General features: G+C 59.5%; 14 protein-coding genes. 7 read left to right on the top strand and 7 right to left on the bottom strand.

The features are described 5' to 3' along the window. Positions 1–467 precede the first annotated feature (467 nt). The 3 genes from B5527_RS29075 to B5527_RS29065 all read left to right on the top strand — a co-directional run bounded on the left by B5527_RS29075 (position 468) and on the right by B5527_RS29065 (position 2,453). Positions 468–1,040 carry a hypothetical protein gene (locus tag B5527_RS29075; protein WP_154072590.1) on the top strand — a complete coding sequence of 191 codons (573 nt, stop codon included), beginning with the start codon at positions 468–470 and terminating at the stop codon, positions 1,038–1,040. A 791-nt stretch (positions 1,041–1,831) separates the two neighbouring features. Beyond that, a complete protein-coding gene (locus B5527_RS29070; RefSeq protein ID WP_079604574.1) occupies positions 1,832–2,080 on the top strand; it encodes a hypothetical protein in 249 nt (82 codons plus the stop codon). Then, complete coding sequence (locus B5527_RS29065; protein ID WP_079604573.1) at positions 2,052–2,453, top strand: phage terminase large subunit; 402 nt, start codon at positions 2,052–2,054, stop codon at positions 2,451–2,453. The genes B5527_RS29070 and B5527_RS29065 overlap by 29 nt, the downstream gene beginning before the upstream one ends. Positions 2,454–2,764: 311 nt before the next feature. Here B5527_RS29065 and B5527_RS29055 read toward each other — a convergent pair whose 3' ends face one another. From B5527_RS29055 to B5527_RS29045, 3 genes are read right to left on the bottom strand one after another with little or no spacing between them, the layout of a single operon-like run. Beyond that, positions 2,765–4,978 carry a xanthine dehydrogenase family protein molybdopterin-binding subunit gene (locus B5527_RS29055; protein ID WP_079604571.1) on the bottom strand — a complete coding sequence of 738 codons (2,214 nt, stop codon included), beginning with the start codon at positions 4,976–4,978 and terminating at the stop codon, positions 2,765–2,767. Continuing rightward, positions 4,975–5,991 carry an FAD binding domain-containing protein gene (locus B5527_RS29050; protein WP_079604570.1) on the bottom strand — a complete coding sequence of 339 codons (1,017 nt, stop codon included), beginning with the start codon at positions 5,989–5,991 and terminating at the stop codon, positions 4,975–4,977. The genes B5527_RS29055 and B5527_RS29050 overlap by 4 nt, the downstream gene beginning before the upstream one ends. Continuing rightward, complete coding sequence (locus B5527_RS29045) at positions 5,988–6,512, bottom strand: (2Fe-2S)-binding protein (RefSeq protein WP_079607585.1); 525 nt, start codon at positions 6,510–6,512, stop codon at positions 5,988–5,990. Before B5527_RS29045 ends, B5527_RS29050 begins: the two co-directional genes overlap by 4 nt. Before the next feature lie 279 nt (positions 6,513–6,791). Here B5527_RS29045 and B5527_RS29040 point away from each other — a divergent pair, with 279 nt between their 5' ends. Both B5527_RS29040 and B5527_RS47195 read left to right on the top strand, forming a co-directional pair. Continuing rightward, complete coding sequence (locus B5527_RS29040; RefSeq protein ID WP_079604569.1) at positions 6,792–7,235, top strand: GNAT family N-acetyltransferase; 444 nt, start codon at positions 6,792–6,794, stop codon at positions 7,233–7,235. A gap of 250 nt (positions 7,236–7,485) precedes the next feature. Continuing rightward, the gene (locus tag B5527_RS47195) at positions 7,486–7,620 is read left to right on the top strand and encodes a hypothetical protein (protein WP_276329284.1); all 135 of its coding nucleotides are present in this window, start codon (positions 7,486–7,488) and stop codon (positions 7,618–7,620) included. A 75-nt stretch (positions 7,621–7,695) separates the two neighbouring features. Here B5527_RS47195 and B5527_RS45520 read toward each other — a convergent pair whose 3' ends face one another. Further along, positions 7,696–8,154 carry a DUF805 domain-containing protein gene (locus tag B5527_RS45520; RefSeq protein ID WP_172842700.1) on the bottom strand — a complete coding sequence of 153 codons (459 nt, stop codon included), beginning with the start codon at positions 8,152–8,154 and terminating at the stop codon, positions 7,696–7,698. A gap of 326 nt (positions 8,155–8,480) precedes the next feature. On the opposite strand from B5527_RS45520, the gene B5527_RS29030 reads away from it, so the two are divergent. Beyond that, on the top strand, positions 8,481–9,449 hold the full coding sequence (locus B5527_RS29030; RefSeq protein WP_079604567.1) for a Bug family tripartite tricarboxylate transporter substrate binding protein: 969 nt from the start codon (positions 8,481–8,483) through the stop codon (positions 9,447–9,449). Here B5527_RS29030 and B5527_RS29025 read toward each other — a convergent pair. Next, positions 9,439–11,076: an alkaline phosphatase family protein gene (locus tag B5527_RS29025; RefSeq protein ID WP_079604566.1), complete on the bottom strand. Its 1,638-nt coding sequence runs from the start codon at positions 11,074–11,076 to the stop codon at positions 9,439–9,441. The genes B5527_RS29030 and B5527_RS29025 overlap by 11 nt on opposite strands. Positions 11,077–11,209: 133 nt before the next feature. Here B5527_RS29025 and maiA point away from each other — a divergent pair, with 133 nt between their 5' ends. Next, positions 11,210–11,869, top strand: coding sequence for a maleylacetoacetate isomerase (maiA, locus tag B5527_RS29020; RefSeq protein ID WP_172842699.1), 660 nt, complete (start codon positions 11,210–11,212; stop codon positions 11,867–11,869). A gap of 12 nt (positions 11,870–11,881) precedes the next feature. Here maiA and B5527_RS29015 read toward each other — a convergent pair whose 3' ends face one another. Beyond that, the gene (locus tag B5527_RS29015) at positions 11,882–12,955 is read right to left on the bottom strand and encodes an amidohydrolase family protein (protein ID WP_172842698.1); all 1,074 of its coding nucleotides are present in this window, start codon (positions 12,953–12,955) and stop codon (positions 11,882–11,884) included. Between the two features lie 55 nt (positions 12,956–13,010). Next, the gene (locus B5527_RS29010) at positions 13,011–13,910 is read right to left on the bottom strand and encodes an NAD(P)-dependent oxidoreductase (protein WP_079604563.1); all 900 of its coding nucleotides are present in this window, start codon (positions 13,908–13,910) and stop codon (positions 13,011–13,013) included. Between the last annotated feature and the right edge of the window lie 43 nt (positions 13,911–13,953).

The following is a 13,953-nucleotide window of genomic DNA, read 5'->3' as shown; positions in this document are numbered from 1 at the left end:
CCAAACTTGGTGTCCAGAACTGCCCTCGGCGGTGGCCCCGAATTCCTGCCATTTTCCAAATCCGGGAGCAATTTCGGGGTTCGGGGAGCGCAATCCGCCGCCGTCCGGTCCGGCTGATATTATTTTAACAACAGAAGTTAGACGGATGGCTGTCTTTGACCGGATAGCTTCAGCGGTTGAAATACACGCTGGAGAACCAAATATGCTAGAGTACAATGTAAGATTGCTCATCGAAAAACGATGAAACCACGGGTTTGGGCGTTAGCCAAGCCAGCGAAATCATCGTGACCGCTGCCCAGCAGCACGCTTTCCTGGCGCGGACGCCTTTGCATCGCGGTTGCGCGACGGGTTAGCTCGCAATGACGCTCTCAAAAATTTCTTGCCCCGTCCGGGCAAATCACCGGCATATGTTCAACGTCAAGAATTTCTAACCCGCGCCGGGAAACTGGTCGCGGGTTTTTTCAATCGTGCTGCCTTTTTCGCCGTTGCGAGAGAAGCGAAGAAGCAATCCGATCGTCGCTGAACGATTTGGAAAAAATTTGACACGTCGGGCAAATCACCGGCATATGTTCAACGTCGCAAGAATTCTAGAGCCCGCGCCGGGAAACTGGGCGCGGGTTTTTTCAATCGAGCCGCGCTTTTCGCCATCGCGAGGAGCAAAGCGAAGAAGCAATCCAGTCGTCGCCGAACGATTTGGAAAAAATTTGACACGTCGGGCAAATCACCGGCATATCTTCATCATCGCAAGAATTTTGGAGCCCGCGCCGGGAAACTGGCCGCGGGCTTTTTCAATCGAGCCGCGTTTTTTCGCCATCGCGAGGAGCAAAGCGAAGAAGCAATCCAGTCGTCGCCGAACGATTTGGAAAAAATTTGACTCGTCGGGCAAATCACCGGCATATCTTCATCATCGCAAGAATTTCAGAGCCCGCGCCGGGAAACTGGCCGCGGGCTTTTTCAATCGAGCCGCGTTTTTTCGCCATTGCGAGGTGCAAAGCGAAGAAGCAATCCGATCGTCGCTAAACGATTTGGAAAAAATTTGACACGTCGGGCAAATCACCGGCATATCTTCATCATCGCAAGAATTTTAGAGCCCGCGCCGGGAAACCGGTCGCGGGCTTTTTCAATCGGACGGTAGCCGCATTTGCGACGCACCATCCTCCCACGTCAGCGCAACGCTGCAAGACGCGTCTGCAAGCGAGCTGCCGTCCGAACCCTTATAGTTTGGCTGATCTCCGGGCAAACGCTTCGCGTTTGTCCGGAGGGAAAACCGTAACACACTTTTCCGGATCTGCCTTATTGGCTGGCGCGCGCGAACGTGCCGGCCGCGGCGTGGGCTTTAGTCCACGTCGCACGCGGTCTCGCCGCGACGATCCGCCATGCGGATCGCGCTTGGAGGGATAGGGTTCGCGCCTGAAATGATTGCGTCAGCGATCATGCCGCATATTTTGTTCGTCATTGCGAGCCCACGGCCATCGCGGACGCTCCCGATGAGCGTAGCCGCGATGCAATCCAGGTTTGAGTCGCGAAGACTGGATTGCTCCAGCGCTTTGCTTCTCGCAATGACAAGACGATAGCAAGAGAGGCCAGCAACATGACCGCATATTTGATATCGCTTTCCCTGGCCGGCCTGGTCACGATCGCGGTGTGGGAGGCATTCTCGTGAGTGCAGAGATCATCCAATTCATATGCCCTAACCGCAAATCCCAGCGGACAGAGTTTCCCACCATCGTATTTCGCTCAGCGGTACGGCCCGACGACTTCACTATGGACCATGCCGATACCGCGCCTTGCGAATACGTCTGGCCGGAAACGCCGCCGGTGGAATCCAGAGATGCCTAAAACCCTTACCGAAATCCGCTCGCTGGCGCGAAGCCACACCAGGCACGCGCTCAATGTGCTGGTCGCAGTGATGCGGAACACCAAGGCGCCGCCGCCGGCGCGCATTGCCGCCGCCAACGCCATCCTGGACCGCGGCTGGGGCAAGGCCACGCAGCCAATCGAGACCGGCGAAGACGGCGCTCTCGAACTGATCCACCGAATCGAGCGCGTCATTGTCCACCCTGAAAATCCCGACAGCTGAAATCTTCGAACCCCTTTTGCAGCGCTGCCGGTACAAGGCGGTGTATGGGGGGAGGGGCTCTGGTAAATCGCACTTCTTCGGCGAACTTCTGGTGGAGACCTGTCAGGCCGAGCGCGGCACGTCGGCGGTCTGCATTCGCGAAGCACAAAGGACGCTGGCGCAATCTTCCAAGCGCCTGATCGAAAGCAAGATAGCCGCATTGGGTGTCGGCAGCCACTTCAAAATCTTCAGCGACAAGATCGAAACGCCCGGCGACGGCCTCATCATCTTTCGCGGCATGCAGAGTTACACCTTCAAGGCGGTTATTACTGTCATCGTCACTGGCCTCGTCGGCGCGGTGTGGCTCGGCGTCAAGGTCATGCTTGGCAAATGATCCGCGCCTGCGTCGTAGTCGTCGGGCTTTCATTATCATTCCCGGCGCACGCCATTCCCTGCTGGGTGGTGAAAAAAGCCGTCGCTGAATATGGCGAGGCGGCCGTGGAATCATGGGCGCGAGCAAAAGGCATTTCGGAAAAGGAGATCGAGACGGCGAGGCGGTGCCTCAAGTGATTCTGTTGGCGCTGCGTCTTCCTGATCCGCGACGGCGGTCCAGCGTCGCACCCGAAATTCACTGGGGTGGTGGCTTCCTGAAGAGCGTTACGAGGACCGGCCAAAGCGCAGGAATCTCGACGGGCGCGGCTCCTCTTATCGTTGCAGTTTGTCCAGCGTAATCGGCAGATCGCGTACGCGTTTACCGGTCGCGTGATAGACCGCGTTTGCAATTGCCGCTGCAACGCCGACAATGCCGATTTCACCCAGTCCCTTCAGTCCGAGCGGATTGATGATATCGTCCGGCTCGTCGACGAAGATCACGTCGATATCCTGCACGTCCGCATTCACCGGAACGTGGTATTCGGCGATGTTGGCGTTCATGACGCGGCCGAACCTGTGGTCGAACAGCGTTTCCTCGTGTAACGCCATGCCAATACCCCCCACGACGCTGCCCACAATCTGGCTGTGCGCCGTCTTGGTGTTCAGGATGCGCCCGGCTGCGATCGCGCTGACGACACGGGTGACGCGAATCACGCCGAGCTGGTCATCGACCTTCACCTCGGCGAACACAGCCGAATGCGTGTTGCGCGCGTGTGAGCTGTCTTCCGGAAAGCTGTTGGTCTTTTCCTTTTCGATTCTGTCGATCGCACTGTGCCGCATTGCATCGGGGATCGAGACGGCCCGGCCAGCCTCCTGCTTGCTCATAACCTTGCCGTCGGAGAGCACGACGTCGTCAAGTGTTGCGCCGGCCAGCGGCGAATCCTTCATTTTTCTCGCCAAGGCCAGCAGTTCCTTGCGGATCTCGTTGGCGGTCGTTAGGACCGCATGCGATGCAGAGGCTGCCATCCACGATCCGCCTTCCACTGGTGCTTGCGGCAGCGTCGAGTCGCCAAGCTTGATGCTGATATTCTCGATCGGCAGCCCGAGCGTGTCGGCCGCAACCTGGGCCAAGATCGTGTAGGTGCCGGTGCCGATATCGGAAGCCGCGCATGAGACCTCCGCGTGTCCGTTTACGGTCAGCACGATGCGGGCAGCCACGGGCACCTGCAATGCCTCCCAGATGCCCGTCGCCATGCCCCAGCCCACGAGTTCGTTGCCGTCGCGCATCGAGCGCGGTTCGGCCTTGCGCTTGTGCCAGCCGAAGGCGTCCGCGCCCTGGCGATAGCATTCGCGGAGCTGCTTGCTGGTGTAGGGAATATCCTCGTTCTGGTCCCGATCTGAATAGCAGCGCAGTCGTAGTTCCACTGGATCGAGCTTGAGGGCCACCGCCAGTTCGTCCATCGCGCTTTCGAGTGCATACACGCCGGTAGCCGCGCCAGGCGCACGCATGTCGCTTGATGTGGGAACGTCGAGCCGCACCAGCTTGTGCACGTATTTCGCGTTTGCGGACTTGTAGAGCTGCGCCGCCCAACCGGTGTCGTTGCGGGAGAACTCTTCGAATTGCGACGTGACGGCGATCGCCTCATGGGTGACCGCGTCAAGTGCTCCACCCGCCTGCGCTCCGAGCGCAAGCCGCTCAATGGTGGCCGGGCGGTAGCCGAGCCCATACATCTGCTGGCGCGTGAGCACGAGGCGTACCGAGCGTTCCAGCGCCAGCGCTCCCAACACCGCCAGTACCACGTGATACTGCGGGCGGAGCCCGGCGCCGAACGCTCCGCCGACGAACGGCGAGACCACACGCAATTCGTTCGCCTTCTTGTTGAATACGCCGCACAGATATCGCTGCACGTTCTGAACGCCCTGCGTCTTGTCATAGACTGTGAGCTTGCCGCCGCCATCCCACATCACGGTAGAGGCGAACAATTCCATGGGGTTGTGGTGCTCGGTTGGAATGAAATATTCGGCTTCGTGACGCACCTCGGCCGCTGCATAGGCCCGGCCGGCATCGCCGCGCTGCTTTTCGGGCTTCTTGACGACAAACGCCTGCTCGCGCCCCTTGTGCAGGTCGGTGACGAACCCGTGGTTCTCGTACTCGACGTGAACGAGCGAGGCTGCGTACCGCGCGATTTCCCATTCCTTGGCGAGCACCAACGCGATCGGTTGGCCGTTGAACAGGATCCTGTCGTCGTAGAGCGGACGGAACGGCGAACCTTCCTCCGGCGCGATATCGTCCTTCCATGCCTGGTCGGTGCTGGCCATCGGAGGACGGTTCTTGTGAGTCAGCACGTCGAGGACGCCCTCGACGCGCAACGCCTCGCTGGTGTCGATGCGCGCGATGCGGCCGCGGGGGATGGTCGACTCAATAACGGTGCCATAAGCGAGGCCGCTGGCATTGAACTCGCCGGCATATTTAGCCTCGCCGGTCACCTTGGCGCGACCGTCGACGCGTGAGGTAGGAGTGCCGATGTAATTCGTGCGCTGGCTCATCGGATTTTCTTGTCGGACTGGGATTGTGGTGTCGCCTGCGCAGCCTGCGTCAGCGTCCGGAAGATGCTGCGCCGCGCCAAGTCGATCTTGAAGGCGTTGTGCGTAAAACCCTTGGCGTCGCGCAGCAGAAGATCGGCTGCGTGCGCGAAGGCCGCCTGATTGGCCGGCTTCCCGCGTAGCGCAGCTTCCGCCGCCATGTCGCGCCACGGCTTGTGGGCGACGCCGCCGAGTGCCAGCCGCGCTTGCTTGATCGTGCCGCCATCGAGCTCCAATGCGGCGGCGACCGATACCAGCGCAAAGGCATAGGAGAGGCGATCACGGATCTTCAGGTAGGAGTAGTTCTTCGCAAAACCCTGCGCGGGAAGCTCGATGGCGGTGACGATCTCGTTCGGATGCAGGCTAGTATCGCACTGTGGTGTGTTTCCGGGCAGTCGATGGAAATCGTCGAACGCGATTGCCCGTTCTCCTTCGGGGCCCGCTACATGCACTCTGGCTTCGAGCGCGGCGAGCGCCACGCACATATCGGAAGGGTGTGTCGCGATGCAGGCCTCGCTGGTTCCGAGGATGGCACTGATCCTGTTGAGGCCGCCGGTCGCCGAGCATCCAGAGCCGGGCTCGCGCTTGTTGCACGGCGTCGCCGTGTCGTAGAAGTAAAAGCAGCGCGTGCGCTGCAAGAGATTTCCGCCGGTTGACGCCATGTTCCGCAACTGCTGCGACGCGCCCGCCAGGATTGCGCTCGAGAGTAGCGGATAACGCTGCTCGATCAACGGATGATAGGCGACGTCGGAATTCGATACCAGCGCACCGATGTGCAACCCTCCGTCTTTCGTCTCCTCCACGCTTTTGAGCGGCAGCCGCGAGATGTCGATCAGCCGGGAAGGGCGTTCGACATCCTCTTTCATCAGATCGATTAGATTGGTGCCGCCTGCGATGAATTTGGCGGTCGGATCAGCGGCGATCTGGCGCACCGCGTCGGCGACGTCGTTTGCCCGCGTGTACTGGAAATTGATCATGGCATGCTGCCAGTCTGATCCATTGCCTGCTGGATCGCTGCCACGATGTTCGGATACCCACCACAGCGGCAGATATTGCCGCTCATCAATTCGCGAATTTCGTCGGCGGTTTTCGCTTTGCCTTCGGCAATCAAGCCTACCGCCGAACAGATCTGGCCTGGCGTGCAATAGCCGCACTGGAACGCATCATGGTCAATGAACGCCTGCTGGAGCGGGTGCAGGGCGCCCTCCGTCCCCAGGCCTTCAATAGTAGTTACCTTGGCGCCGTCCTTCATCACGGCGAAGGTGAGGCAGGAATTGATACGCCGCCCGTCTAGGAGCACTGTGCAGGCACCGCACTGACCGTGGTCGCACCCCTTCTTGGTACCGGTCAGGTCGAGACGATCCCGCAATGCGTCCAGCAGAGTCGTCCAGGGCGCAACTTCGAGTTTTGTTTCGAGTCCGTTGACAATCAGCGCCACAGAAATCTTGCCGGGTGCCGGAACGACATTCCTGCTTCGTCGCGTGTGTTTTTGCGCCATCTGAATCTCCGCACATCCTGCAACAAGCTTCATTCGCTGAAGTTCCATTCGGAATTGTTGCATTTTTGGCAATTGCGACGGCGCGTCAGCAAGCGCCGAGGGGCGGGGAGCAGCCTCGGCAAGTCAAAAGTTGCGTTGTGACCGATTTTTACCGAGCAGAGTTCGCCGGCCGCACCACGCTGAATTCTGACCGGGCACCAAAAATGGCGGCGTGAGCCGACCCCCGGGCGGGGCGGAAATTCAGTCGATTCAATGGCAGTGATTTATGAAGGTCGGCCGATGTACAGAATTCGGGAGGTCGATGGCCATGACGACGAAATCGCGGACACGCTTACCGACCTTCACCGCCTGACATTTTTTGACGGCGCTTCCATTCCGGAATTCGATTGGGGGCATTGGTGGCTCGCTTTCCAGGAGACCATCCCGGTGGCCTTTGCCGGCGTCGTCCCGTCGAAGCGTGCCTTCAATGCGGGATATTTTTGTCGTGTCGGCGTGTTGAAGAAGCACTGCGGCAACGCCCTTCAATTGCGCCTGATGCGCGCATTGGAAACTCGCGCGCGAGACAATGGATGGACCTGCATTATTTCGGATACCACCGACAATCTGGCCTCCGCCAACAATTTCATCCGGGCCGGCTATCGGCTGTACCGGCCGCAATATCCGTGGGCGTGGCCGAACACGCTGTATTGGCGCAAATCCATCAGGCGCAAGCGCATCAAATGAAAGTAAGCGTCCCGATCACCTCCCGCTGGGCACTCTGAACAAATGAGATGGTGCGGTATGTTCTGCTCCAGAGATGCTGCGATGATCTGAGCGCTCCAACCGTGCCCTTGTGAGGCATCGGCATCGGACTGAAATTCCTGAACCCGCCCGGTGGCCTGACGGCCACCGGGCTTTTTTGCTTTTTGGGCATTGCCGGTAGCCGATTGTATCGGACCTCATGATGCCCTATACGAAAGCGAGGGAGCATCACATGACGCTGTTGAGCAAGGTTTTCACGACCAAAACCCTGGTGCAGATCATTTTTGTGCTGGCCGCAGTCGTTGTGATGAAAGCGGTAAGCTCGCATTACGGTTTTAGCTGGGCCGCCGCTTTAGCGGCGGGCTGACAGCTTCGACTTGAGCTCGGCGATCTCGGTGCCTTCGGCATTCGGTAGGAGCGTGTTGAATCCATCGCCCCTCTCTCAGCGTAGACGTTTAACCCTTACGAGCGGGTCGGGTCCATATGTATTCGATCCGGCGGTGCCGCGCAAACAGCCGATTTCAACAAATCCCCAGGCCGTGATCGCGAATCCTGCCAGCGCCAGCATGTAGTGAAGAACCGCGCCTGCGCTTCCGGCAAACCATGCCGCTTTCGCGAACTGGCCGATCACGCCGGGCGCCAGGTAGAAAACCACCAACCACCACGCGCTCTTGTCACGGTCATGCAGCCGCTCGGTTGTGAAGGAGAACCCCCAAAGCAGCCATGGGATGAAGATCAGGACGACCATAACGATGAAGAACGACGCGGCAATGCTGACGGCCGTGAACAGGATCACGGCCGTCATCAGCCCGGTGAGGCTAAAGAATAGAACCGAGCGCCAGTATTTGGCACGGTTAATACGCCCGCTGGCGCCGAACAGGAATTGGAGCAGGTCTTCCATGGTACCCCCGGCATGCAGAATGTGCCGGCGAAGCCAGCACGCCATGTGTCGCCCCGAAACGGATCGGGGTTCAACGTGGGCGGGCGATCGAGGTGCGTGCTGACGTGAGGCAGCGATCTGCAACGATCGGGCCCGACTAAGGTCGGATACAAGGATTGGATGATTTAGTTCTGAAAAAATCCGATGATCCGTCACGGCTAAGCTGGCGCCACACCTCAACGGCCTGACGTCGGCCGCTGTGCGGCTTGCTCCGCCAGCCCTTTGGACGGTTTCAATCGGCATCGCAGTCTGGTGTAATAGGCCAAATCTATCGGGGAGGAAAAAGCGTGGATCGCCGAAGTTTCATGGCAGGGTGCGTTGGTTTGTCGTTGGCCGCCAAAGCGGGCGATGCGTTGGGGGAGGCCGGCCCTCTGACGAAGATGATCTTTCCGTTCTCGGCCGGCGGTGGCGGGGACACGCTCTGCAGGCTGCTGGCGCAACATGCAGGCCAATTGCTCGATCGTACTGTCATCGTCGAAAATCGCACCGGCGGAGACGGGCTGATCGGCATCAAGTGGGTCCAGAATGCTAAGCCCGACGGAACCACCGTCCTCGTGACGACAGGTCCGACCATGTATCTGCTGCCCATGGTCGAGACCGAACCGAGCTTTGACCTTAACAAGGATTTTGTGCCGGTCTCGCTACTGGCGCGCTTCGAGTTCGGCGTTGTCGCAGGCGCTGCGGTGGATGCGAGGGACTTCAAGCAATTTGTGGCCTGGCTCAAGTCCAACCCGACCAAGGCGACATTTGGCGTGCCGAGCAACGGCACCATTCCGCATTTCACGGGGTCGAAGCTCGAAGAGGTGCTGGGGATTCCGATGACGCGGGTGGCCTATCGCGGCAGTGCGCCTGCTATCAACGACCTGATCGGGGGCCACCTGCCGTTTGCCATTGTCACGATCGCCGATGCGATTCCGCAACATCGTGCAGGCAACATCAAAATCCTTGCGGTGAGCAGCGCCGAGCGCTCCCCCTTCCTGCCCGATGTCCCAACTCTGAAGGAGAACGGCATCGATCTCGTCGCCGATGGCTGGTACGGAATGTGGCTGCCGGCGGGAAGCTCCAAGGAATTTGCCAGGCAACTCAGTGCGGCGGTGGTCACCTCGCTTGCGAAGCCGGATGTGCGCGAGAAGCTGCTGGCAATCGGGCTAATCCCGGTTGGGACAACGCCCGAAGGCCTCGCCCAGGAGTTGGCGGCCAACACCGCGTTCTGGCAACCGATCGTCAAGGCTACCGGCTATAAGATCACGAATTGAGCTCTGTCATACCGATCTTTTGCCGGATCGCAGATAGCTCGGCTTCATCCCAGATACCAATCAGGATTCCCCCTTTGACCTGGAGCTGCTGGTTCGCATAGACAGCGATCTTCTCCCGGCTGGTCGTAATATGACCTTTTGGATGCAGCGCCCAGTCGAACAACGCTGACTGCAGCCGGGCGATAACATCGGCGCAGGAGGGGTCCTGCCCGCGGTCCATCAGTTCCTCCGGATCATCAAGGAGATCGTAGAGCATCGGCCGAAAGCCGGAGGCGTGAATATATTTCCAGCGCCCGTCGAACACCATGAACAGTCGGCATTGCTCGATCGGCTGGCCAAGCTTGAGCCGAACATCCTGCATGCAATAGTCGTATTCCGAGAATACCACCTTGCGCCAGTCGGCCGGCGTTTCGCCACGCATGAAAGGCATCAGCGAGCGTCCTTCAAGAATGTGATCCGGCGGCTTGCCGCCGAAATATTCGATGAAGGTCGGCGCAAGGTCGATCGCCTCGACCAGAGCGTCGCATACCGTGCCCCTTGTACGATCGGCCGCGTCAGACGGATCGATCACGATCAGCGGAACCCTGGCGGACTGATCGTGGAACAGATCCTTTTCGCCCATCCAGTGGTCGCCGAGGTAGTCGCCGTGATCGGACGTAAATACGATCATGGTGGTGTCCAGCAAGCCGCGCGCTTCCAGAAAATGCATTAGCACGCCCATCTGATCATCGATCTGCTTGATCAGGCCCATATAGGTTGGAATGACCTTTTCGCGCGCCTCGTCGCGCGCCATGTTTTTCGAGTAACGCATGTCCATGTAGGCAGCGAAAACCGGATGTGCGTTCTCTTTTTCCTGCTCGGAGCGAATCGCCGGCTTTATGTCGCCGGCGCCGTACATGTCGGCGTAGGGTTCAGGCGCGATATAGGGCCAATGCGGCTTGATGTAGGACAGATGCAGGCACCACGGCCGCCCGTCCGCTTCCGACTCCGCAATGAAATCCATCGCACGGCGCGTCATGTAGGGCGTCTCGGAATCTTCCTCTGCAACACGAGCCGCCTTGTCGGCGTGGACGAGAAGCCACCCATTTTGCAATGTACCGTCCGCGGCCGCGCCCGAGTTGGCGCAATGCTCCCAGGGGTTGGGCGCGTCGTATCCGTGCTCGCGCAGATATGCATCGTATTTGGGGCGGGGCTTGCCGGTCGGATGCAGGCCATCATCGCGCTCATAGGGCTCGAAACCGCATTCCGCCACATGCACGCCGATGATCGAATCCGGCGCAATCCCGAGCATTTTCATGCCTTCAAGGTCAGCCGCCATATGGGTTTTTCCGACGAGCACGTTGCGCACGCCGATTTTCTTGAGATGATCGCCCAATGTCGGTTCACCCACCCGTAGCGGCCAGCCATTCCAGTGCGAGCCATGCGAACGCATGTAGCGGCCGGTATAGAACGACATGCGCGATGGGCCGCAGATTGGCGATTGCACGTAGGCGTTCGAGAAACGCACCCCCCGCCTTGCCATCGCATCGATATTCGGCGTCTTCAGGGTCGGATGCCCTGTGCAACCCAGATAATCGAAGCGAAGCTGGTCGCACATGATCCAGAGAACGTTTTTTGGGCGGGACATGTCTTCCACTTCGGCGGTTTCCGGCGTTTAATGGTGCGATATTGCAGAGTAATTGACAATCGGCTTGTCTGAAAGGTGCTATGTATTGGCAGATGTTCCAGCAGCGTTTCGACGGCTATCAAAAGGTTTCCCGGTGAGCATACAGGTCTACGGTTTCTGGCGGTCGATTGCTTCATTCCGGGTGAGGGTTGCCCTGAGGTTGAAGGGACTGCCGTTCGAGGAAATTCCGATCGACATTCTCGTCGGAGAGCAATTCAAGCCGGGCTATGAGGCTGTCAATGCCGAACGCGTCGTACCGACCTTTATTCACGACGGCCATTCCGTATTCCAGTCACTGGCAATTATCGAATATCTCGACGATATCCAACCCGAACCGCGGTTGATGCCGGAGGACGCCAAGGAGCGCGCCTATGCGCGATCGCTGGCACTGATGACGATTGCCGATGCGCATCCGCTCGTTGTGCCACGCGTCCGCAACCATCTCGCGAAGACGTTTGGCGCCGATGCCAAAGCGATCGAGGATTGGGGCAAGCACTGGACAACCGAGGGCCTTGCGACCTACGAACGGCTGCTCGAGCGTCGTGCGCCTGCTCCCTTTGCCTTGGGTACCGAGCCGGGCCTTGCGGATATCTGTATCGCCGGCCAGGTCGTGGGCGCGCATTTTCTCAAACTCGAAATGAACGCATTTCCGGCGGTGGCTCAACTTGCCGACCGCTGCTTTGCGATGCCGGCCTTCGCGACCTCACATCCGTTCGAACAGCCCGGCTATAAGACTGCAACTGCGCACCACTGAGGCAGTTGCAAGCTACACATCCAGGCCAAGCACCCTGGCGGCGTTGCCGCCGGCGATCTGGGCCAGCGTTCCCTCGTCCATGCCGCTCACGCCGGCGACATGTCCGATCGGATTATATTCGGCCATGTCGAACGGGTAGTCGGTGCCCATCACGATGCGGTCCGGGCCGAAGACATCGATCAGATATGCCAGTTGGTGGTAGGAGAAAACCACGGTGTCGAGATAAACCTGCCGCAGATAGGTCGTCGGCGGCAATGGCAATTCGCCATGGCAATCCTGCCGCGCGCCCCAGGCGTGATCGATCCGCCCGGAATAGCCGGGCAAATAGCCACCGCCATGCACCGCCATCAACTTCAAATCGGGAAAGCGCGCCAGCGTGCCCGAAAAGATCAGGTTATGCAGCGCAAGCGTGGTATCGAGCGGATTGCCGAGCACGTTGTTGAGGTAGAAATGGGTCAGGCGTTCGCCATGAGTGAATCCGTTCGGATGCATCATGATGAATGCCCCGAGTTGCTCGGCCCTGGCAAAGAAGGGCCTGAATTTCGGATCTGACAATTCCTGGCCGTCGACGTTGGTCAGGATCTCGACCCCCTTCAGTTTCAGGTCCTTCATGATGTAGTCGAGTTCACGAACGGCGATTTCCGGCTCCTGCAAGGTGACGACGCCGAGCCCGACAAAGCGGTCGGGCTTGCGCAAGCAATATTCCACCACGCCGTCGTTGGCGAGGCGATGGGCGGCTTCCGCGATTTTGGAATCAACCGAATAGTAGCACTGGCCCGGCGCCGGCGCCACGACCTGAATATCGATGCCCATTTTGTCCAGATCGAACAGACGGCGATCAATCGTGGTCATGACCTCGCTGACATCCTTCTCCTGCTGCGCGTTGATTTCCCTGGTTGGCCCATCCGCGAAATAGGCGAGCGGGATCCGGCTGATGTCGACATGCGGTTGCGCCAGCTTGGCGGCCTGGGGCACCACGATGTGAGCGTGTATATCGATCGTAGCCGATGACGGCCGCCGGGCGAGGCCGTCGGCGTCGTGATTACGTGCGGCAGTGCGGCCGTAGCGGTTCTTGCGGTCGATCATTGATATGACTCTGCTGTTGAATTGATTGTTCGGAACGCGGCGACGCGTCGAGTGGCTACGATTTTGCCGCGGGCGTCGAGCGTTGCCCCCAGCGGGTCGAAATCGCGGTTGCGTCGGCATCGCCAAGGCCTGCCGCTTCGGCTTCCTCATAGCAGGCGGCCGCGCTCGCCGTGACCGGAAGCTCGGCATGAATGGAGGCGCCGAATTGAACCGCGGTGGCCAGATCCTTTTTGGCGGCGTTGAGGCCGAATGCGGCTTCACCCAGCGGGGCTCCGCCCAATACCTTGGCGATAACGGCGCCACGCCCCTTCATGGCGGTCGGGGTGCCGGCGGTGTCGGACAGAATATCGATCAACCGGTCGGCGGGAAGATTGAGCGGTTTGCAGATCGTCAGGGCCTCGCCGAGCGCCTGCCAGTACACCAGCAGCGGCAGATTGACAGCAAGTTTCATGGTCGAACCCGAACCGAGCTCGCCAACATGTTCGATACGGCGGCACATTTGTTCGAGAATTGGCATTGCCCTGGTGACGTCCCCTTTCGAGCCGCCGACGAGGCCGAATAGCTTGCCTTCCTTGGCTGGACCGGTGCTTCCGCCGACCGGACATTCGACGAACGCTGCGCCTCGCTGCAACACCTCAGAACCGTTCGATTTCATCGTGTCCGGACGCACCGTGCTCATGTCGATCACGAGCTTGCCGGCCAGCTTCGATTTCAGGACGCCGTTCGGCCCGCGGTAGACCGCCTCGGTGGCCGCGTCATTCAGCAGCATCACAACGGTGACGTCGCGACCTTCCACGAGTTCCGCGGGCGAGGCAAACAGCTTGGCGCCTGCATCGGTAAGGGGTTTTGTCTTCGCCGGGTTGCGATTCCAGACACCGACTTCGTGCCCTGCCGACATCAACCGCTGCGCGATCGATGATCCCATACGTCCAGTTCCGCATACGCCGATTTTCATGGTCAGACCTCAACTCTGGTGTGGATCGATAAGCATTTGTAGT

It is taken from the genome of Bradyrhizobium erythrophlei (assembly GCF_900129425.1).
GTDB classification, from domain to species: domain Bacteria; phylum Pseudomonadota; class Alphaproteobacteria; order Rhizobiales; family Xanthobacteraceae; genus Bradyrhizobium; species Bradyrhizobium erythrophlei_C.
The sequence above is the reverse complement of the archived record's forward strand: the minus strand, read 5'-3'. Positions and strand labels throughout refer to the sequence as shown.